The 21532-nt window shown below is 60.7% G+C and carries 17 protein-coding genes; 14 read left to right on the forward strand and 3 right to left on the reverse strand.

The features are described from left to right. Positions 1–5 precede the first annotated feature (5 nt). The 5 genes from J3P73_RS26310 (at position 6) to J3P73_RS26330 (ending at position 6174) form a co-directional block, all read left to right on the forward strand. Positions 6–716, forward strand: coding sequence for a ribonuclease activity regulator RraA (locus J3P73_RS26310; RefSeq protein ID WP_130687349.1), 711 nt, complete (start codon positions 6–8; stop codon positions 714–716). A gap of 179 nt (positions 717–895) precedes the next feature. Continuing rightward, positions 896–2413, forward strand: a complete 1518-nt coding sequence (locus J3P73_RS26315) for an aldehyde dehydrogenase (NADP(+)) (RefSeq protein ID WP_130687348.1) — start codon at positions 896–898, stop codon at positions 2411–2413. A gap of 17 nt (positions 2414–2430) precedes the next feature. Beyond that, positions 2431–3336, forward strand: a complete 906-nt coding sequence (locus tag J3P73_RS26320) for a 5-dehydro-4-deoxyglucarate dehydratase (RefSeq protein ID WP_130687347.1) — start codon at positions 2431–2433, stop codon at positions 3334–3336. Positions 3337–3521: 185 nt separating this feature from the next. After that, entirely contained in the window at positions 3522–5042 is a 1521-nt protein-coding gene (locus tag J3P73_RS26325) for an ABC transporter substrate-binding protein (RefSeq protein WP_024321444.1), read from the forward strand. Positions 5043–5112: 70 nt separating this feature from the next. Beyond that, the gene (locus tag J3P73_RS26330) at positions 5113–6174 is read left to right on the forward strand and encodes an Ldh family oxidoreductase (protein ID WP_130687346.1); all 1062 of its coding nucleotides are present in this window, start codon (positions 5113–5115) and stop codon (positions 6172–6174) included. Positions 6175–6235: 61 nt separating this feature from the next. Here J3P73_RS26330 and J3P73_RS26335 read toward each other — a convergent pair whose 3' ends face one another. Further along, positions 6236–8002: an SLC13 family permease gene (locus J3P73_RS26335; RefSeq protein WP_130687345.1), complete on the reverse strand. Its 1767-nt coding sequence runs from the start codon at positions 8000–8002 to the stop codon at positions 6236–6238. 177 nt (positions 8003–8179) lie between these two features. On the opposite strand from J3P73_RS26335, the gene ligD reads away from it, so the two are divergent. The 7 genes from ligD to J3P73_RS26370 all read left to right on the forward strand — a co-directional run bounded on the left by ligD (position 8180) and on the right by J3P73_RS26370 (position 17398). Next, positions 8180–10825, forward strand: a complete 2646-nt coding sequence (ligD, locus tag J3P73_RS26340) for a DNA ligase D (protein ID WP_207580015.1) — start codon at positions 8180–8182, stop codon at positions 10823–10825. A 122-nt stretch (positions 10826–10947) separates the two neighbouring features. Continuing rightward, on the forward strand, positions 10948–11676 hold the full coding sequence (locus J3P73_RS26345; RefSeq protein ID WP_130687343.1) for a FadR/GntR family transcriptional regulator: 729 nt from the start codon (positions 10948–10950) through the stop codon (positions 11674–11676). Positions 11677–11770: 94 nt separating this feature from the next. Further along, the gene (denD, locus tag J3P73_RS26350; protein WP_130687342.1) at positions 11771–12757 is read left to right on the forward strand and encodes a D-erythronate dehydrogenase; all 987 of its coding nucleotides are present in this window, start codon (positions 11771–11773) and stop codon (positions 12755–12757) included. Between the two features lie 162 nt (positions 12758–12919). Next, positions 12920–13987, forward strand: a complete 1068-nt coding sequence (locus J3P73_RS26355) for an ABC transporter ATP-binding protein (RefSeq protein WP_128403326.1) — start codon at positions 12920–12922, stop codon at positions 13985–13987. 148 nt (positions 13988–14135) lie between these two features. After that, positions 14136–15440: an ABC transporter substrate-binding protein gene (locus J3P73_RS26360; protein WP_130687341.1), complete on the forward strand. Its 1305-nt coding sequence runs from the start codon at positions 14136–14138 to the stop codon at positions 15438–15440. Between the two features lie 85 nt (positions 15441–15525). Further along, positions 15526–16458, forward strand: coding sequence for a carbohydrate ABC transporter permease (locus J3P73_RS26365; protein WP_130687340.1), 933 nt, complete (start codon positions 15526–15528; stop codon positions 16456–16458). A 40-nt stretch (positions 16459–16498) separates the two neighbouring features. Beyond that, complete coding sequence (locus tag J3P73_RS26370) at positions 16499–17398, forward strand: carbohydrate ABC transporter permease (RefSeq protein ID WP_020397497.1); 900 nt, start codon at positions 16499–16501, stop codon at positions 17396–17398. A 193-nt stretch (positions 17399–17591) separates the two neighbouring features. Here J3P73_RS26370 and J3P73_RS26375 read toward each other — a convergent pair whose 3' ends face one another. Both J3P73_RS26375 and J3P73_RS26380 read right to left on the reverse strand, forming a co-directional pair. Next, positions 17592–18893: an MFS transporter gene (locus tag J3P73_RS26375; protein WP_197726925.1), complete on the reverse strand. Its 1302-nt coding sequence runs from the start codon at positions 18891–18893 to the stop codon at positions 17592–17594. Positions 18894–19075: 182 nt separating this feature from the next. Beyond that, the gene (locus tag J3P73_RS26380) at positions 19076–19528 is read right to left on the reverse strand and encodes a MarR family winged helix-turn-helix transcriptional regulator (RefSeq protein ID WP_207580016.1); all 453 of its coding nucleotides are present in this window, start codon (positions 19526–19528) and stop codon (positions 19076–19078) included. A 200-nt stretch (positions 19529–19728) separates the two neighbouring features. Between J3P73_RS26380 and J3P73_RS26385 the strand changes: the two genes are divergently transcribed. Next, positions 19729–20268 (forward strand): flavin reductase family protein, encoded by a 540-nt coding sequence (locus J3P73_RS26385; protein ID WP_130663169.1) that lies wholly within the window; start codon positions 19729–19731, stop codon positions 20266–20268. Positions 20269–20278: 10 nt separating this feature from the next. After that, positions 20279–21511: a flavin-dependent monooxygenase gene (locus tag J3P73_RS26390; protein WP_130663168.1), complete on the forward strand. Its 1233-nt coding sequence runs from the start codon at positions 20279–20281 to the stop codon at positions 21509–21511. Positions 21512–21532 lie beyond the last annotated feature (21 nt).

Here is a 21532-nt window from a genome sequence, read left to right on the forward strand (position 1 = left end):
GAAAGATGAACCCCGCAACCCGTGAAAAGCTGATGGGCGTCTCCGTCGCGACGCTCTGTTCGGCACTGTTCAAGCGCGGCCTGAGAAACCAGACGGTCCAGGATGTTCGGCCGGTGCAGCCGAAGGGCCGCAATATGGTGGGCCCGGCCTTCACGCTGCGTTACATGCCGGCGCGCGAGGACCGCAATGCGATGAACGTCTTTCGAAACCCGAAACATCCGCAACGGCTTGCCATCGAGACGTGCCCGGAAGGCTCTGTTCTGGTGATGGACAGCCGCAAGGATCCGCGCGCAGCCTCTGCCGGCGATATCCTGATTACCCGCCTGATGATGCGGGGCGGCGCCGGCGTCGTCACCGATGGCGGCTTCCGGGACGCCATGACCATCGGTGGTCTCGATATTCCCGCCTATCACAATCGTCCCTCCAGCCCGACGAACCTGACGCTCCACGAGGCAATCGACATCAATGTGCCGATAGGCTGTGGCGATGTGGCGGTCTTCCCGGGCGACATCATGGTTGGCGACGACGACAGCGTGATCGTCATCCCTGCCGAGATCGCCGACGAGATCGCCGATGAAGCGGTAGAGATGACCGCTTACGAGGATTTCGTCACCGAGCGCGTCAAGCAAGGTCACACGATCATTGGCCTCTACCCGGCCACCGACGAAAGCAATCTGACGCTCTTTGCCGAATGGCGGAAGGTGAAAGGCCGCTAGAGCATGATGCCGAAAAGTGTAAGCGGTTTTCGGACGACATGATGCTCTCACTATATAATTTAGAACAGGATTCAGATTTTAGGCCGACCTGGCCTAAAATCATCCTGTTCTAAGGCGGCGCACCTTAGACAACACTTCACGCATCAGGACGGAGCGAGGCTCCGCCAAGGAGAATAACAATGAGCTGGACCCCTTCAGGCAGGCATTTCATCGCCGGCGAGTGGATCGCCGGAACGACGACATTTCGGTCCGAGCCGGCGCATGGGCAGGCACATGACTTTGCCGTCGGCACAACGGAACTGGTCGACCGCGCCTGCCGCGCCGCCGAAGCTGCTTTTGCAGCATTTTCGGCAACGACACGCGAGGAGCGGGCCATTTTCCTTGAGGCAATCGCCGAGGAGATCGACAAGCGCGGCGAGGCCGTCACCCACATCGGAACACAGGAAACCGGGCTTCCGGAGGGCCGGCTCAACGGCGAACGCGCTCGCACCACCGGCCAGCTCAGATTGTTTGCCGACCATATCCGCAAGGGCGCGCATCTCGACGCTCGCGTCGATGCGGCGCAATCCGATCGGCAACCGGCGCCGCGGCCCGAGATCCGTCTGGTCCAACGGCCGATCGGCCCCGTCGCCGTCTTCGGCGCCTCGAATTTTCCGCTGGCATTCTCGACGGCCGGCGGCGATACGGCAGCAGCACTTGCCGCGGGCTGCCCGGTCGTGGTGAAGGGACATTCAGCCCATCCCGGCACAGGTGAGATTATTGCCGAGGCGATTGCAGCCGCTATCGAGCGCACTGGAATGCCGGCCGGCGTCTTCAGCCTGATCCAGGGGGGCCGCCGTGATGTCGGAACGGCGCTGGTGACGCATCCGGCCATCAAAGCCGTTGGCTTTACCGGCTCGCTTGCCGGCGGCCGTGCGCTCTTCGACCTTTGCGCCCAGCGCCCTGAGCCGATCCCCTTTTTCGGGGAACTCGGCAGCGTTAATCCGATGTTCCTGCTGCCGGCCGCTACCGCCGCGAGGGCAGAGGCAATCGGTTCCGGCTGGGCCGGTTCACTGACGCTTGGTGCCGGCCAGTTCTGCACCAACCCCGGTATCGCCGTCGTCGTCGACGGGCCGGAGGCGGACAGGTTCACCAGTGCTGCCAAGTCGGCTCTTGAGAAGGTGGCGCCGCAGACGATGCTGACCAAAGGCATCGCTACGGCCTATCACGAAGGTGTCGACCGGATGCGGGCAAGCAATGCCGTCGCGCCGGTTCTCGCTGCAGAGAGTGCTGGCCGCGACGCAGCCCCGAGCCTGTTCGAGACCAACGGCGCGGCCTGGCTTGCCGATCACTCGCTCAGCGAAGAGGTGTTCGGCCCTCTCGGCCTCGTCGTACGCGTCGGCTCGCCTGAAAAGATGCTCCCCCTTGCCGAAAGCTTCCAGGGACAGCTGACCGCGACGATTCATATGGACGATGCCGATCTTGGCCTCGCCCGCGACCTGCTGCCGGTCCTCGAAAGGAAGGCGGGCAGATTGCTGGTCAATGGCTTCCCAACCGGCGTCGAGGTTGTCGATTCCATGGTGCATGGCGGACCCTACCCGGCCTCGACCAATTTCGGCGCGACCAGCGTCGGGACCATGTCGATCCGCAGGTTTCTGCGCCCCGTCGCCTATCAGAATTTCCCCGCCGACCTGCTGCCGCAAGACCTGCGCAGCTGAAATCGAGGAGTGCCAAATTGATTGCCCCGACGGAACTTCGCGAAATCATTCGCAACGGCCTGCTGTCCTTTCCCGTCACCCCTTTCGATGCCGAGGATCGGTTTGCAGCCAGGCCGTTTTCAGCGCATCTGGAATGGCTGTCATCCTACCCCGTTGCCGGCCTGATCGTTGCCGGCGGCACTGGTGAGCTGTTCTCGCTGACGCCCGGCGAGGTGGTTGAGGTTGTGAAGGCCGCCCGCGCCGTGTCTGGCGATGCGCCTGTTATTGCCGGATGCGGCTACGGCACGCGGATTGCCTGCGACATGGCGCGCGAGATCGAGGCGGCCGGCGGCGACGGCATTCTGCTGCTGCCGCATTACCTGACCGAGGCGCCGGCAGATGGCATTGCTGCGCGTGTACGGGCCGTCTGCAAGGCCACCAATATGGGCGTTATCGTTTATAATCGTGGCCAGGCGCGGGTTTCGGCCGAGCAGCTTGCTCAGCTTGCCGACGAATGCCCAAATCTGATCGGCTTCAAGGACGGTACCGGTGATATCGATACGGTGCGCCGCGTCACGATCGCGCTCGGGGACCGGCTTTCCTATATCGGCGGCATGCCGACGCACGAACTGTTTGCCCAGGCCTATCGCGGCGCCGGCATGCCGACCTATTCCTCGGCGGTCTTCAATTTCGTGCCTGAAACGGCATTGAAATTCCACAAGGCATTCCTCGCCGGTGACGACGCGGCCTGTGAACAGATGCTGCGCGATTTCTATTATCCCTTTGCCCGTATTCGCGATCGCAAGGCCGGTTATGCGGTTTCCGCCGTCAAGGCAGGCGTGCGTTTGCGTGGCTTTGAAGCGGGACCGGTGCGGGCACCATTGACGGATCTTACCGACGAGGAAGTCGAGATGATGCGCGAACTGATTGCTTCGGCAAGGTAAAATTTCGCGTCCCGGCCAAGGTTGAATGCTCCCCGCTTCGGAGCGCTGGAGTTGAAGCTTGCCGCCAACTAGTATATTAGTGCACTTGTGCTTTAGAGAACTACTGAGGAGATAGATGCCGGAGCACCGGAAACGGGACGCAGTTCACTGTGAGGAGCGCCAAAGGCGCATGGGAGGAGAACGAAATGAAACTACATTTGTTAGCTGCCTGCTTTTCAACAACGGTGCTCGCGCTGAGCGGCGGCACGGCTCTGGCGCAGGATGCCAAGAGCAACGTCACTGTTGTGCTTGCCGAAACCGTTGATGTCGTCGAGCCCTGTATGGCAGCGCGCCAGGACGTCGGCCGGGTCATTTCTGAAAACGTCAACGAGATGCTGGTGGAATTCGACTACGTCAATGGCGGCCTCAAACCCCGCCTGGCGACGGAATGGTCGAAGATCGACGACGACACCTGGGAGTTCAAGCTACGCCCGAATGTCAAATGGCACGATGGCAAACCGTTCACCGCTAAAGATGTCCAGTTCACCATCGAGCGCAACAAAAACAAGAAGCTCAGCTGTGAGACCGGCGGCAAATATTTCGGCGGCACGGAGTTCAGCTTCGAGACGCCTGATGCCAACACGATCCGGATTACGACAAAGCCGGCGCAACCGATTCTTCCGCTTCTGATGACGGTGATGGCTGTGGAACCGGCCGATGCGACGCCAGCAGACGAATTCACCCGCAAGCCGATTGGCACCGGCCCCTATACGTTCGACAAATGGGATATCGGCCAGTCGATCGTGCTGAAACGCAATCCGGAATATTGGGGGGAAAAGCCGCAGGTCGAACAGGCGACCTATTTGTTCCGCTCCGACAGCGCCGTTGCTGCCGCCATGGTCGATGCCGGCGAAGCCGATATCGTTCCGGCCGTCTCCGTACAGGATGCCACCAACAAGGAAACCGATTTCGCCTACCCGAATTCGGAGACGACATCGCTGCGCATCGATACGCGCGCAGCACCCCTCAACGACCGGCGCATCCGCGAAGCGATGAACCTCGCCATCGATCGTCAGGCGATGCTCGGAACGTTGTTCCCCGAACAGGCAAAGATCGCGACACAGCTCGTCGTACCCACCACGATCGGCTACAATGGCGATATCCCCGCCTGGTCCTACGATCCCGAAAAAGCAAAGCAACTGGTCGAAGCAGCGAAGGCTGACGGCGTCCCGGTCGATCGGGAGATCCGCATCATCGGTCGCAATGGGCAGTATCCAAACGCCACCGAAGCGATGGAAGCGATGATGGCGATGCTTCAGGACGTCGGCTTGAACGTAAAGCTCGACATGTATGACGTTTCCGTGTGGAACGGCTACTTCGTTGCACCCTTTGTCGCCGATTCCGGTCCGACGCTGACCCAGTCGCAGCACGACAATGCGACCGGCGACCCCGTCTTCACCGCATTCGTGAAATACGCGACCGACGGTTCCCACTCCATGGTTCGCGATCCCGCCGTCGACGCGCTGATCGCCAAGGCGACGTCTGCCACCGGCGACGAGCGCACAAAACTCTGGAAGGAGCTTTTCGCCAAGGTGAACACCGAAATCATCGCCGACATCCCGATGTTTCACATGGTCGGTTTCACCCGCGTCTCGCCGCGTCTCGACTTCAAGCCGACGATCGCGACGAATTCCGAACTGCAGCTGTCGCAGATCCGCTTCAAGTAAGCCGGTATGCCGCACTTAACCACGGGCCGCCGCAAATAGCGGCCCGTGCTTTCCATGACGTGAGGGAGAAATGCCGATGCCCCTGATTGACCGCATTGCCCTGACTCAATTCGCAAAGCAGATATTGACCCGCGCCGGCATGGAGGCCGACAAGGCCGAAACGACTGCCACCGTCCTGGTGGAAGGCGACATGATCGGCCACGATACCCATGGCGTCAGTCTTTTGAACTGGTATGTCGAGGCGTTGGAAGACGGCTCGCTGGCAAAGTCCGGCAGCTATGAGGTCGTCAATGACCGCGGCGCAGCCTTTGTTTGGGACGGCAAATACCTGCCGGGCGCATGGCTGCTGACGAAGGCGATCGAGCAGGCCTGCGAACGGGTCAGCGATCATGGCGTCGTCACCGCCGCGATCCGCAACTGCCACCATACCTGCGCGCTTTCAGCCTTCATGCGGCAGGTGACCGAACGGGGCCTCATCGTACAGCTGTCGGTCTCGCATCCCGCGGCGAGCCGCGTTGCGCCCTATGGCGGCACGAAGCCGCTTCTGACGCCCAACCCGATGGCGGCCGGATTCCCGACATCTGCGGATCCGATCCTGATCGACGTCTCGGCCTCGATCACCACCACGACCATGACGCAAAACCTGGCGAAGGCCGGCAAGAAATTTCCTGAAGCCTGGGCTTTCACTGCCGCAGGCGAGCCGACCGATGATCCGCGCGAGGTGACCGAACGCGGTGGGACAATGATGCCTCTCGGCGGTCAGCTGAAGGGACACAAGGGCTTTGGGCTCGGACTGATCGTCGAGTTGCTGGGGCAGGGGCTTTCCGGCAAGGGACGGGCCAACACGCCGTCCGGTGTGTTTTCGCAAAGCGCTTTCCTTCAGGTCATCGATCCCGCCTTTTTTGCCGGGCTCGATGCCTTTACGGCGCAATCTGACTTTCTCGCCTCTGCCTGCCGCAGCAATCCTCCGGCGCCCTGGAACAATGGCCCCGTTCGCATGCCGGGCGACAGCGCAGCGCGAAAGCGCCGCTCGGCGTTGGAAGAGGGCGTGCCGGTCGGCGATGCAGCTTGGCAAAAGCTTTGCAAACATGCCGAGATCCTAGGCTTGCCTATTCCCGACGTCGCCGCGTGAGGAACACATCTCTGCTTCGAAACTTCCTATCGGTCACCGCAACGTCCGGTGTCAGGTGCAATCAGATCGGCCAGACCAACAACAAGATCGGCACGCTGACGAGCACCACAATGAGCGACAGCGGCAGGCCCAGTCGGGCGTAGTCACCAAATCGATATCCGCCCGGTCCCATCACCAGCGTGTTGCACTGGTGTCCGATGGGGGTGAGGAAGTCGCAGCCGGCTCCAATTGCCACCGCCATCAGAAAGGCATCTGGCCTGAAGCCCAGCTTCTCGGCAAAGGTCGCGGCGATCGGTGCCATGACCAGAACCGTCGCTGCGTTGTTCAAAAACGGGGTTACGGCCATGGCCGCAACCAGGATCAGAGCCAAAGCACCGAAGGGCGGGAGCATTTCGGCGGTTCGCGAGAGGAGGTCCGCGATGATGTCGGTGGTTCCTGTGGTCCTAAGCGAGTCGCTGATCGGAATGAGAGCGGCCAGCATGATCAGAATGGGCGCATCGAGATGCTGATAAACTTCCCGCAAAGGAACGGATCCGGTGATCACCATCAGAAAAGCGGCGGCGAAAAACGCTGTCGCGACGGGAATGCCCCCGAAGGCTGTCGCCCCCATCGTTGCCATCAGGATAATGACGGGGATCATGCCATTGCGGGCGTTGCCGAGCTTCATATCTCGTTCGACCAGCGGCAAACATCCCCATTCGCGAAGAAGATCCGGTAGTTTCTGCAAGTCGCCCTGCAAGACCACGACGTCGCCATTGCGGATCTTGATCTCACCCAGGCGCTCGGTGAAGCGCCTGTCGCGGCGGCTGACGGCAAGAAGGTTGAGCCCGGTATTGTGGAAGAGAGAAACGTCTTTTGCGCTGACGCCGATCAATCGGGAATGTTCGCCAACGATAGCTTCAACAGAACTGATATCTTGGCGTGTCTCAGGCTCGTGTTTACGGTCGGACAGTTGAAGCTTGGCTTCACTGACGATCTTGTCGAGGGCGCTCTGCTCCCCCTCGATAATAAGAAGGTCGCCATCCTTAAGCACCGTGTCGGGAAGGGGCGTTCGTCTTTGGCCGTTGCCACCGATAATCGCAGTCACCATCGCATCGCCGCCCGCCGGCTTCTGCAGCCAGCTGACGGACCGCCCGATCGCCCCTGATGGCGTGGTGACCTTGGCCTCGGTCGTGTAGTTTTTGATCGCCACCGCCTCATCCATCGACGTTTCGACCCGTGATCTTTCAGGCAGCAGCTTGTAGAACAGCGCCAGAAAGACAATGCCGGCGACCGAGAGCGCCAGGCCGACAGGCGTATAGTCAAACATCATGAACGGCTGCCCGGTGATCTCCTCGCGCACCCGGGAAACGATGATGTTTGGCGACGTGCCGATCTGCGTCATAAGTCCTCCGAGCAGAGAGGCGAAAGACATCGGCATCAGGAACATCGACGGTGATACGCGTGATTTCCGGGCCATTTGCACAGCGACCGGGATCATGATCGCCAGCGCACCAATGTTTTTGATGAAAGCCGACAGGGCTGCGACAATGGCAACCAGAATGATCAGCTGCATCCGTGGCCCGCGTCGTTCGGGAGAAAATCTGCGCAAGGCGACATCCATGATCCCCGATCTGGATATCGCCGCACTGACGATAAGCGCGCTGCCAACGATGATAACAATGTCGTCGGAAAAGCCGGAAAAAGCATTCTTGGCGGGGACAATGCCGACAATGATTGCAGCGAGAAGGGAGCTTACGGCGACTATATCGTATCGATAACGACCCCACAGGAACGCGCCCATCATCAGCGCGATGATGAGAAGAGAAAGCCATTGATCAGCGCGCATGTTTGCATCCCGGTGGTAGCAATTAACGTTTCAAGCAAGAGAACGATGCGGCGAGGCCGAGAAATTTTTTCTCGTCTATCCCAGCCGTTTCATCCGCTGACGGCTGGAGGAGCACCCTGATGGAACTTCCAGCCGCCAGCCGGCATTTCGCTGTCGGGGCTGCTTTCGGGAACGACCATGGCCAGTGATAAACTATCGACCTATCGGTCGAAGCGCGACTTTCAAAAGACGGCGGAGCCGAGCGGCGATACGCAGCTCGCCGGTAGCAATCGCCGTCGCTTCGTCATCCAGAAACATGATGCCACCCGGCTGCACTACGACCTGCGGCTCGAGCTCGATGGCGTCTTTAAATCCTGGGCTGTCACCAAAGGCCCATCCCTCGACCCGCACGACAAGCGGCTGGCAGTCGAGGTCGAGGATCACCCGCTGGACTATGGCGACTTCGAAGGCACCATTCCGAAAGGTCAGTACGGCGGCGGCACGGTCATGCTCTGGGATCGGGGCTATTGGGAACCGGAAGGAAATAAGAGCCCGGAGCAGGCGCTGGCAAAAGGCGACTTCAAGTTCACCTTGGAGGGCAAGCGCCTGCACGGCAGCTTCGTGCTGGTGCGCATGCGCAATGATCGCAACGGCGGCAAGCGGACAAATTGGCTGCTGATCAAACACCACGATGCGTTCTCTGTCGAAAACAATGGTGAAGCGATCCTGGAGGAGAATGACACCTCGGTTGCCTCCGGCCGTACCATGGAGAAGATTGCCGCCGGCAAGGGCCGAAAGCCCAAGCCTTTCATGGTCGAGGACGGCGATGTTCAGGCTGATGCGGTCTGGGATAGCAACCGCGGACTGGCTGCCGAAGAGCGAAAAGAGGACGCCAGAGCCGGCCGGAAATCGAAACCGGCCACCACGGTCGATCTGCCGGATTTCATTGCGCCGCAGCTCTGCCAGACTCTGGAGCGTCCGCCCGCCGGCACAGGTTGGATTCATGAGATCAAGTTCGACGGCTATCGGATCCAGTTGCGTGTGCTGGATGGCGAGGTGACACTGAAGACGAGGAAGGGACTCGACTGGACGGGCAAATATCCCGAGATCGCCGAGGCGGCATCGGGACTGCCCGATGCGATCATCGATGGCGAGATCTGCGCCCTCGACCATAACGGCGCTCCGGATTTCGCAGCCCTGCAGGCGGCTCTGTCGGAAGGCAAGACCGGCGAACTCGTCTATTTCGCATTTGATCTTCTCTATGAGGGAGGCGATGATTTGCGATCTTTGCCGCTCGTCGAGCGCAAGGCGCGGCTTGAAAGCCTTCTGTCCGATGCCGGCAATGATCTGCGCATCCGTTTCGTCGAGCATTTCGATGCCGGCGGTGATGCAGTCCTCCGGTCTGCCCGCAAGCTCTCACTGGAAGGCATCGTCTCCAAACAGGCGGATGCACCTTATCAATCCGGCCGTACCGAAAGCTGGGCGAAGTCGAAATGTCGCGTCGGCCATGAGGTGGTGATCGGCGCCTATGCCAAGACCAGCGGGAAATTCCGATCCCTGCTGGTCGGGGTCTACCGCGGCGATCACTTCGCCTATGTCGGCCGCGTCGGCACCGGCTATGGTGCGAACAAGGTGGAGGCCTTGCTTCCGAAGCTGCGGGCGCTGGAGACGACCAAGTCGCCTTTCACCGGCAACGGCGCGCCGAAGAAAGAGCCGGAGGTTACCTGGCTGAAGCCCGAGCTCGTGGCGGAAATCGAATTCGCGGGCTGGACCGCTGATGGCATTGTCCGGCAGGCGGCCTTCAAGGGACTGCGGGAAGACAAGCCGGCCAGGGAGGTCAGGGCCGAACGGCCGGCAAAGCCCGCACGGACTGACCTGCCGCAGCCGGCGGCGGAGGTGACGGCCAGGGCGGTTCGCGGAAAAGGCGCCAAGGCCGAGGTCATGGGCGTGCTGATCTCCAATCCGGACAAGCCGCTATGGCCGGATGCCAATGACGGCAAACCCGTCACAAAGGAGGAACTGGCCCGCTACTACGAAGCCGTCGGTTCCTGGCTGATCGAGCACATCAGGGGACGTCCTTGTTCCATCATCCGGACGCCCGACGGGATCGGCGGCGAGCAATTTTTCCAGCGCCATGCGATGCCCGGCACCTCGAACCTTCTCGAACTGGTCAAGGTCTTTGGCGACAAGAAGCCCTATCTGCAGATCGACCGTGTCGAAGGCCTTGCTGCCGTCGCGCAGATCGGCGCCGTCGAGCTACACCCCTGGAATTGCGAACCGCATAAGCCTGAGGTGCCGGGCCGGCTCGTCTTCGACCTTGATCCAGGTCCGGACGTGCCATTCTCCGCGGTCGTTTCAGCGGCCCGGGAAATGCGGGACCGTCTCGACGCGCTGGGCCTGATCTGCTTTTGCAAGACGACCGGCGGCAAGGGTCTACACGTTGTCACTCCGCTTGCGATCAATAAGCGCAAGCCGCTTTCGTGGGCGGAAGCAAAGGGCTTTGCGCATGACGTCTGCCAGCAAATGGCGCGCGACAATCCCGAGCTTTATCTGATCAAGATGACGAAGAGCCTGAGGGATGGCCGGATCTTCCTCGACTACCTGCGCAATGACCGCATGGCCACGGCAGTAGCACCTTTGTCGCCGCGTGCCCGGCCCGGTGCCACGGTCTCGATGCCGCTGACCTGGACACAGGTCAAATCGGATCTGGATCCCAAGCGGTTCACCATCCGCACCGTCCCGGCGCTGCTGTCGAAGTCCTCTGCCTGGGAAAATTACGGGGACGGCAAACGACCGCTGGAACAGGCGATCAAGCGCCTCGGCAGAATCTCCAAAGCGGCTTGAACTCGGTGCTGATGATATCGATTGACCAGGTTGCGGACATGAAGCGTTGACAACCTTCGTAAGCTCAGCTCTACTGGTCCACTAACCGGACCAGTAGAGCCATGGGCGAGGAGGGGAAAGCAATGGATGTCCGAGCGATGCTCGAAGACGACGTTGCGACGCTGGGCGGGGCGCCGAAGACCTCGACGAAAGACTTCGTCGTCCAGAAGATCACAACATTCATTGCAACAGGCATTCTCAAGGTGGGCGATCCGCTGCCAGGTGAGCGCGAACTGGCTTCCGCGCTCTCGGTCAGCCGCGAAACCGTCCGTGGCGCGATCCTCATCCTTTCCACCCGCGGAATCCTCTCCGTTGCGCATGGAATGCGAACCGTGGTGGCATCGGTGGACGTCGGCGAACTGGCTGTCCAAGCTGCGCGGTATCGCGACATTGCGGCCTACAATCTTGACGACGTTCATGAGGCGCGGCTTCTTATCGAAGCACAGGTCGCAAGGGCTGCAGCCGTCAAGATCGAGCCTTCAACGCTTGAGTATCTGCGAAAGTCGATTGCAGCACAGGAGGCCGCGTGTGACGATCCTGTCCGTTTTTTGATTTGCGACCGGGAATTTCACACGGCTATCTACCGTTCCAGCGGCAACGCGGTGCTGGCTGATGTGGCCGCCGACCTTTACTCCTATCTGTTGAGCCATCGAAGGCGGGTCGTTTCGCAGCCCGGGAGCATCGCCTCGAGCATTGCCGATCACTGGATGATCCTCGCTGGCTTGGAGACGCGGGATCCTGACGCCGCATCCGCCGCCTTCGCGATCCACGAAACCCGTATTTATACGACGACCAAACTGCTCTTTTCGTAGCGCGCAGCAAGGCGAAGCGCGATCTGCTTTGCATGAAGAAACGCTCCGGCCGCTGAGCCGGGGACCGAGACGTCCAAGACAGGAACGGAACACAATGCATATTCTCATCATCGGGGCGGGAGGAATGATCGGCCGCAAGCTCGCTGCCACACTGGGGCGCAGCGGGTCCCTCGACGGCCATGCGATCACGCGGATGACGCTCGCCGATGTCACGCCTCCGCCGGTACCCACAGGCGTCTCCTGGCCGGTGGAAGCGCTGGCTGCCGATATTTCCGAAAGCAGTATGGCGGAAGCCCTGGTGGCTCGCCGGGCCGACGTGATCTTCCATCTCGCGGCGATCGTTTCCGGCGAAGCCGAGCGCAATTTCGAACTCGGCTACCGGGTCAATCTCGATGGCACGCGATCGTTGTTGGAAGCGATCCGCCGGGAAGGAACCCGCCAAGCCTATATTCCCCGGTTCGTATTCTCCTCGTCGATCGCGGTCTATGGTTCGCCATTTCCGGATCCGATTCCCGACGACTACGTGCTCGCACCTCTCACCAGCTACGGAGTCCAGAAGGCGATATCCGAGCTTCTGCTTGCCGACTATTCGCGGCGCGGCTTCATTGACGGCGTCGGAATTCGGCTGCCGACCATCGTGATCCGGCCTGGTGCGCCGAACGCCGCCGCATCAGGTTTCTTTTCGGGAATCCTGCGTGAACCGCTCGCGGGCCAGCGGGCTGTTCTTCCGGTCGAAGAGACCGTCAAACACTGGCTGGCGAGCCCGCGTTCCGCCATCAAATTCCTGATCCATGCTGCGACGCTCGACACATCGGCTCTGGGTGTTCGGCGCACGCTCACCATGCCGGGCGTTGCCGCCACCGTTGCCGACCAGATTGCCGCCTTGCGCCGTGCTGCTGGTCCCGAGGCGGCGGACTTGATCGATCGCCGCCGCGACGAGGTCATCGAAGGGATCGTCGCCGGATGGCCGAAATCCTTTGTGCCGGAACGCGCGGTGCAACTGGGTTTCGTCGCCGAAACCACCGTCGATGAGTTGATTGAGGTGTACCTCGCCGAAGACGCTCCGGGTGCGCCCAGATGAGATCAAGCTGGGCCACACCGTCGCATGGGAGGAGGATCCAGGGCACGCCCACAGATGCGGGATTGCAGCGACCGAGGGACCTGAGGAGATGACGGCCGCGGCCGAGATATACGAAAATACGAATACATAGCATGTAGCGCTCGATTTCTGGGAGGAGTGAGTATGGCAGGCGTTCAATTCGCGGATGTGCGGAAATCATTCGGTGCATTTCCGGTCATCAAAGGCGTGGATATCGACATTGCCGACGGGGAATTCGTGATCCTGGTCGGCCCGTCGGGTTGCGGCAAATCCACGCTTCTGCGGATGCTGGCGGGACTTGAGAACATTTCCGGCGGTGAGATCAAGATCGGTGGGCGTGTCGTCAACACGCTGCCGCCAAAGGACCGCGACATCGCCATGGTGTTCCAGAACTATGCGCTCTATCCGCATATGACGGTGCAGCAGAACATGGGTTTCTCGCTGATGCTCAACAAGGCGCCGAAGGCGGAAGCCGAGAAGCGGGTGAAATATGCCGCCGGCATCCTCGGTCTCGACAAATTGCTCGACCGTTATCCGCGCCAGCTTTCCGGCGGCCAGCGCCAGCGTGTCGCCATGGGGCGGGCGATCGTGCGCGATCCGGAAGTCTTCCTGTTCGACGAACCGCTGTCCAACCTCGATGCGAAGCTGCGCGTCGCCATGCGCGCCGAAATCAAGGAACTGCACCAGCGGCTGAAAACGACGACGGTCTACGTCACCCACGACCAGATCGAGGCCATGACCATGGCCGACAAGATCGTCGTCATGCATGACGGCGTCGTCGAGCAGATCGGCACACCGCTCGAGCTTTACGACAAGCCCGCCAATCTCTTCGTTGGCGGTTTCATCGGTTCACCGGCGATGAACATGATCAAGGGCCGGCTCGACCCCGAAAACCCGACAAGTTTCAAGGCGCCCGACGGCACGGCGCTCCCGGTTTCCAATCCGCCCGCCGGCGCCATGGGCCGTGACCTCGTCTATGGGCTTCGCCCGGAATACATCCTGCTCGATGCCAATGGCCTGCCCGGTGAAATCGTGGTGATCGAGCCGACCGGCTATGAGACGCATCTCATCCTCAGGCTCGGCGGCAGCGACCTCAGCTGCGTCTTCCGCGAACGCGTCAGCGCGCGGCCGGGCGAGACCCTGCGCGTTGCGATCGACGCCGCGCATATTCATCTCTTCGATGCCGAGAGCGGCCGGAGATTGACCGACTGACGCCGACCGGCGGCTGCACGGGGCGGAGGAGCCCCCGTCGCCCGCAGGTTGGCAGCACCCCGGTTCAGGGATGCAAGGACCGTCGTTCACCAAGCGGGAGGTGAATGCCGGAGAGTTCGCACCCGCTGTTTTGAAGAGGAGGAGTATCATGAGGATTAAGAGACGTGACTTTCTTGCCGCCTCGGCTGCCGTCGCCGGCGCCGCCGGCCTCGGCATCCGGCCGACCTTCGCGCAGGCCGAACCGACCTATACACCGGAAAGCGGCGCCAGCCTGCGGCTGCTGCGCTGGACACCCTTCGTCAAGGGCGACGAGCAGGCCTGGCTTGCAAACACCAAGAAATTCACAGACGCGACCGGCGTCCAGGTGCGTATCGACAAGGAAAGCTGGGAAGATATCCGCCCAAAGGCGGCCGTCGCGGCCAATGTCGGCTCCGGCCCGGACCTCATCATGTGCTGGTTCGACGACGCTCACCAGTATCCCGACAAGCTGGTCGACCTGACCGAGCTCGCCAACTATCTCGGCAACAAATATGGCGGCTGGTATGACGGTGTGAAGGGCTATGCGGCGCGCGGCGACACCTTCATCGCCATGCCGCTGACGGCAATCGGTAATGCGGTGGTCTATCGCGACACTCACGTGAAGGCGGCCGGTTTCAGCGAGTTCCCGAAGGATACGGCAGGCTTCCTCGAGCTTTGCAAGGCGATGAAAGCCAAGGGCACGCCGGCCGGCTTCCCGCATGGCAAGGCCGTCGGCGACGGCAACAACTACGCCCATTGGCTGCTGTGGAGCCATGGCGGCAAGATGGTCGACGAAGGCGGCAAGGTAACGATCAACAGCCCGGAAACGCTGGCGTCGATCAACTACGCCAAGGAGCTCTATGCGACCTTCATTCCGGGCACGGAAAGCTGGCAGGACGTCAACAACAACCGCGCCTTCCTTGCGGGCCAGGTGTCGCTGATCGCCAACGGCGTGTCGGTCTATTACACGGCCAAAAACGACCCGAAGCTCGCCGAGATCGCCAAGGACATCCGCACGACGAATTTCCCCGTCGGCCCGGTTGGCCAGAGCGTCGAGCTTTTCCAGACGAGCTCACTGCTTCTCTTCAAGCACACCAAGTATCCGGAAGCGGCGAAGGCCTACATCAAGTTCATGATGGAAGCCGACCAGATGAATGCCTGGATCCAGGGCTCCAGCGCCTATTGCTGCCAGCCGCTCAAGGCTTTCGCCAAGAACCCGATCTGGACCTCCGACCCAATCCACGCGCCTTACGCGCGTGCCTCGGAAAAGCTGCGTCCGAACGGCTATGCCGGACCCCTCGGTTATGCCTCGGCTGCGACCATGGCCGACTACGTCCTGGTCGACATGTATGCGGCCGCCGTCACCGGCCAGATGTCACCCGAAGATGCGATGAAGGAAGCTGAACGGCGGGCAAACCGCTACTATCGGGTCTGACCCACGCCTCAAAACAAGCGGCATGCCGGCCCCTCGGCATGCCGCAAGTCCTCTGCGAGTTCAAACGCAATCTGGGAGATAGGCAATGTCGATGGTGAATTCGCAGGACAGGCGTGGGCCGATCTCTTCGCTCCTGCAGAACAACAATGTGCTCGGCTTCCTGTTCATGCTACCGGCGGCCGTCTTCCTCGTCTGCTTTCTCACCTATCCGCTGGGGCTTGGCGTCTGGCTCGGCTTCACCGATACGAGGATCGGCCGCGACGGCGTCTTCATCGGGCTGGAGAACTACCAGTTCCTGATGGACGACAGCGTCTTTTGGCTGTCGGTCTTCAACACCATTCTTTATACCTCCGTCGCCTCCGTGCTGAAATTCGCGCTCGGCCTTTGGCTGGCGATGCTGCTCAACCAGCACCTGCCGTTCAAATCCTTCTTCCGGGCGATCGTGCTGCTTCCCTGGGTGGTGCCGACGGTGCTTTCGGCGCTGGCCTTCTGGTGGATCTACGATTCCCAATTCTCGATCATCTCCTGGTCGCTAATGCAGCTGGGACTGATCAGCGGGCCGATCAACTTCCTCGGCGATCCGATCAATGCGCGCATATCCGTCATCGTCGCCAACGTCTGGCGCGGCATTCCCTTTGTGGCGATCTCGCTGCTTGCCGGCCTGCAGACGATTCCGGCATCGCTGCAGGAGGCAGCCTCGCTCGACGGCGCCACGAGCTGGCAGCGTTTTCGCTATGTGACGCTGCCGATGCTGACGCCGATCATCGCCGTCGTCATGACCTTCTCGGTGCTCTTCACCTTCACCGATTTCCAGCTCATCTACGTGCTGACCAAGGGTGGTCCCGTCAACGCGACGCATCTGATGGCGACGCTATCGTTCCAGCGCGGCATTCCCGGCGGGCAACTCGGCGAGGGGGCGGCCATCGCGGTCGCCATGGTGCCCTTCCTGCTCGGCGCGATCATGTTCAGCTTCTTCGGCCTGCAGCGGCGCAAATGGCAACAGGGCGGCCAGGATTAAGGCCAGGGTTAGAGCCAAATTGGGGTTAGGGAGAGTGATGATGTCGATAAATTCAAACGCCGCCGATCAGGTCGTGACCGACAATGCCGAAGGCATGAGCTATCTGAACCGCCTGCCGCGGCGGATCGTGATGCTCTACCTGCCGATGGCCGTCTTCGTCTTCGTGCTGCTCTTCCCGTTCTATTGGATGGCGATCACCGCGGTGAAGCCGAACGACCAGCTGACCGACTATAGCAACTACAGCCCCTTCTGGGTGGTGGGACCGACACTCGAGCACATCAAATACCTGTTCCTCGAGACATCCTATCCGGGCTGGCTGTGGAACACGATGCTGGTCGCGGTCTGCTCCACCTTTCTCTCGCTGGTGGCCTCAGTCTTCGGCGCCTATGCCATCGAGCGCGTCCGCTTCACCGGCTCCCGTTCGGTCGGCCTGGTGATCTTCCTTGCCTATCTCGTGCCTCCGTCGATCCTCTTCATCCCGCTTGCCTTCATTGTCTTCAAGCTCGGGATTTACGATTCGCGTCTGGCGCTGATCTTCACCTATCCGACCTTCCTCATTCCCTTCTGCACCTGGCTGCTGATGGGCTATTTCCGCTCGATCCCCTTCGAGCTGGAGGAAAGCGCGCTGGTGGATGGCGCCAACAGATGGCAGATTCTCACCAAGATCATCTTGCCGCTCGCTGTACCCGGGCTGATTTCCGCCGGCATCTTCGCCTTCACGCTGTCCTGGAACGAATTCATCTATGCGCTGACTTTCATTCAGTCGTCGGAAAACAAAACCATTCCGGTCGGCGTGCTGACCGAACTGGTGCGCGGTGACGTCTTCGAATGGGGATCGCTGATGGCGGGCGCGCTGTTCGGCTCGCTTCCGGTGGTCATCCTCTACTCGTTCTTCGTGGACTACTACGTCTCATCGATGACTGGTGCGGTGAAGGAATAACAGGTGGCTGGATTTTGTTGCCGGTCGGCGCACTGCCCGCAGTATGGACACGGCCGCACCGACTGCTCGCGCCGCTTGCTGACTGGCATTCCAGCGCCGCAAGCTCGCTTCCTTGAAAACAAGCTGAATTTGGCTTCACAAAGTTTGCATTGTCGGCAGGTTCTGAATGCCAGACCTGCCGACATTCTGGCCGTCAATCAGGCTTTTTGCGATATAGCAACGTCATGAGTGCGAGTACGCATCCCAAGGCTCCTACCGATGCGAAGATGTAGAAGTTCCACTGCGGAGCCAGGCCCGCACCCAGAACCGCACCGCCGATAGCCGGTCCTATCATGCCTCCGATACGGCCGATGCCGAGCGAGAAGCCAAGGCCGGTTCCACGAATTTCGACGGGATAGAGATTTCCAACGAGAACGTTGGCGAGGATCTGCGTGCCGATCGTTCCCGTACCGGCAAGTGCGACGAGACCATAGACCTGGAGGCCCTGATCCACCTGCGTCAGCAACCAGATCGAGCAGGCTCCGAGAAGAAACATGCCCGCCACGACAATTTTGACGTTTCCGCGGTCGGCAATCCTTGCGCCGATCAGCAGTCCGACGGCGGCTCCGAGATTGAGCGTTACGGAGAAGAGGAGAGCAGAACCGAGGTCATAGCCCATCTTGTTCATGATGGTCGGAAGCCAGTTGACCATGCCGAATGTCAGCAGAAGCGAACAGAAATGGATGCCCCATGCGTTCAATGTCGGCAGCAGGCGACCTTCGGAAAACAGCGACCGGATGCCGACCTGGCGTTGCGCCGCAGGCCTGGCTAGGGGATCGGGCAGCCCGTACTGGTTTGCGATCTGATTGGCTTCGGTCTGGCGGTTTTTCGTTGCCAGCCATTCAGGGGATTCGGGTATGAGCCGGATGAGGAAAGGTAGAAGCAAGATCGGTGCGCCGCCGATGATCATCAGTGGGCGCCATCCGTATGTCTGTATCAGCAGCATTCCGAGGATACCCGAGATGATGCCGCCGGCCAGATAACCCAGAAGCGCAATCGAATAGGCTATTGCCTTCCGTTTCGGCGGAGAAAACTCGATGATCAAAGCGGTTACCGTGGGAAAAAGAGCTCCGAGGCCGAGACCGGCGAGAAAGCGTGTTCCCTCGAAAACAAGAAAGTTCGGCGCAAGACCGCTCCCGATCATCATCACGGAGAAGCTCAGCAGACTGCCTATGATGACCTTGCGACGACCTATCCTGTCAGCGAGTGTTCCGGCGACGAGGGCGCCCAGCAACATCCCGAACAGGGTGATGGAGGCCGCTCGTCCGACCAGACCGGGCGTCAGGCCCCAGCTGGCTTCACCGAGCAATGCCGGCGCGACTGCGCCGTAGACGATCAGGTCATAGCCGTCGAACAGGATCAGCAGACCGCAAAGGGCGATGATGATATTCGGGCTGCGAACCCGTTCGTTGATAATAGCGAGATCTTGTATGGCCAATTTTCCCTCCCCATACATTTGAGTACAGGTAGTACGCTCCTGCCAGCGGCAGGTCCGCGTCGATCCATGTACAAATCCTCCTGGATCGTTGCCGGCGTGGTTCCTCCCAGCGCCAGACTCACCCGCGGGCGGACGATGTCAAGACAACGATGACACGCTATTAAATACTTGCGAATAAAATATTTGCAACTGCAAACTTTTCAGCTCGCAACTTTTCCCTTTCCGGATATTGCCGGCAGGTTGCTGTGCATGCGGCGCAGCGCCTTCTTCAATGCTGCGACCTCCTCGTCCGACATGTCTTGAACCGCGGTGCGTTCAAGCTCGACGGCAAGCGGCATGAGCCTTTCCGTCAGCGCCTCGCCCTGCGGGGTCAGCCTGACGATGACGATACGGCCATTATCTTCCGGACGTGTTCTCGACACCAGCTTGCGCTTGGCCAGTGTGCCGACGAGGCGCGAAAGCGTCGAAATCTCGACAGAGACGACGTCGGCGAGATCTCCAAGGGTGCTCTCCCGGCGCTCTTTGAGCATGGCCAGAACCCGGTACATCGCCACGCTGAGATTGTCCTCGGTGATTCTCTGCGCGAACACTTCGGCTATCCGAACGCCGGCGCGATTGAGAAGATACGGAACGGAATCGGTAAGTTTGTACATGTCTCTGTCTGCTGGCAGGATTCGGCTTGCTGAGGGCTCTCTCCGACATGCACCTAAATGACCGGGATGACAACACGATTGGCTTTCAGTCGTCGAGAACGGCTGGGTAGATCAAGCATTTTCCCGCTGATTTATAAATTTGCGTTGACAACAGTTGCAAATGCAATAATCTAGATGCCAAGGAGACACGGGAGGAAATCATGTCTGCCACTGCTGCCCTCGGCATAGCGCCGGCCCCCGCACCCATCAGCGATGCGTTTCGATCGACCATGCGCCGTTTCCCGGCAACGGTGACGGTCATTTCTGCTTGTCGCAACGGTGCGGATCATGGAATGACGGCGACTGCCGTCACATCACTTTCGATGGATCCGCCATCTCTCATCATCTGCCTGAACAATCGCACCTACCTGCATGACATGCTGCTTGAGGTACCGGAATTCGCCGTCAGCGTTCTGACCGACAGGCAGGCCGCCGTGTCGGAAGGTTTCAGCGGCAAGATTGCGCCTGAGCGTCGCTTCGACGCTGCCGATTGGGTTCGCCATGAGCGCGGCATGATGGTGCTGGGCTCCGCTCATGCCTCGGTTGTCTGCCGCCGCATGGGCGCAGTTCCCTATGGAACGCACACGATCTTCATCGGGCAGGTGGTGGATACATGCCATTCCGACGACACGACCGCGCTGATGTACGAGAATTCAAAATATTGCGCGCCACAGCACGCGCTTCCCGCATCCCAGAACTGAAGGTAGTTCCATGAACAACACAGCTGCCCTGTTTCCCGCCGCGGCGCGGGTTGAGACCGCATGTCTTGCAGATCGTATCGCCCCGGTGCTCGACGAAATCCGGGCCGGCGCGCGTGATACCGAAAAATCCGGCCGCGTGCCGGCGCGCAATATCGATCTGCTGCGCTCCGCCGGCTATTTCGATGTCGTCAAGCCTGCCCGTTTCGGTGGCGACCAAGGATCGTTTGCCGAGCTTGTCGATGCAAATATCGAACTGTCGTCAGCTTGCGCCTCCACCGGCTGGGTTGCCGGCCTCCTTTCCGCGCATCAATGGCTGCTCGCCATGTTCGATGAAAGGGTTCAGCAGGAGGTGTGGGGCAGCGATCCGGATGCGCTGCTCTGCGGTTCCTATGCGCCGGTCCGTATGGCGGAATGCGTCGAGGGTGGTTTCCGGCTATCCGGCGATTGGGCCTTTGCGAGCGGATGCGAAAATGCCCAGTGGGCGCTCTGTGCGGCGATCGTTCCGCCAAACGGCGGGGAGGAGCGTCCTGTACCGGCGTTCCTTCTGGTTCCCGCCAGCGATTATACCATTGCCGAGACCTGGGATGTGGTCGGCCTCGCGGGCACCGGTTCAAAAAGCCTGATCCTCAAGGATGTCTTCGTTCCGGAATACCGCATGCTGAGCTTTCCGGATGCGACCTCCGGCAGAACGCCGGGCGGACGTGGCTACAAGGGTATCGGCCTTTTCAATATTCCGCTGCTCATGGGGGTTCCTTTCTGCCTCGGCAGTGCAGCCGTCGGTGCGGCGAAGGGCGCCCTGGAGAGCTATATCGACCACATGGGGGCCCGTGTGACACGCGGTGCAGTGGCCGGCGGCAACAACAAGATTGCTGAATTTCCGACGATCCAGCTTCGCGTGGCGGAAGCCTCCGCATCCGTGGATGCCGCCCGCGAAATCATTCTGCGGGATATTGCCCGGGCGCAGCAACTGGCCCAGGCCCGCGAGGATGGCACCGGCGAGATCACCGAAGAAGATCGGATTCTCGCCCGTCGCAGCCAGTCTTTTGCGGTCAGCCTGGCCCTTCGGGCGGTGGAAGCACTCAATGCATCGACAGGCGGCCTCGGCCTCCAGATGTCCAACCCCGTCCAGCGGGCATGGCGCGATGCAAATGCCGTCGGGCGCCACATTTCCATGAACTGGGATGCCGTGGGCACCATGGTCGGCCAGCAGCTGCTCGGCCTTCCGCCCAAGGGACAATTCTGATCCGCCATCCGCATTACTTCG

Origin of the sequence: Rhizobium ruizarguesonis, assembly GCF_017357285.1 — a bacterium.
Classification (GTDB): Bacteria; Pseudomonadota; Alphaproteobacteria; order Rhizobiales; family Rhizobiaceae; genus Rhizobium; species Rhizobium ruizarguesonis.